This is a genomic window from Staphylococcus sp. EG-SA-17, assembly GCF_017151845.1.
Lineage (GTDB): Bacteria > Bacillota > Bacilli > Staphylococcales > Staphylococcaceae > Staphylococcus > Staphylococcus aureus.
Map to the genome: position 1 here is coordinate 1 of NZ_JACVZO010000132.1, position 287 is coordinate 287.

The window sequence follows — 287 nt, forward strand, 5'->3', positions numbered from 1 at the left end:
GCTTCGCTTTCCTAGGGTGCCGTCTCAGCCTCGGTCTTCGACTGGCACTGCTCCCTCAGGAGTCTCGCCATTAATACTACGTATTAACATGTAATTTTACTTTTACATACTTTAAAAAAATAAGACACTTTGCCCAACTTACACTACCAATAGAAACCTCTGTTAGAATTCCTCAAAATGATATTTCGCGATATGTTAATGAAATTGTTGAAACGATACCTGATAGCGAATTCGATGAATTCAGACATCATCGTGGCGCAACATCCTATCATCCAAAAATGATGTTA

The 287-nt window shown here is 39.0% G+C and carries 1 pseudogene; it reads left to right on the plus strand.

What is annotated here, in order from left to right:
* Positions 1–119 precede the first annotated feature (119 nt).
* Positions 120–287, plus strand: a pseudogene (locus tag IDG65_RS14405) (IS5/IS1182 family transposase); the annotation flags it as partial.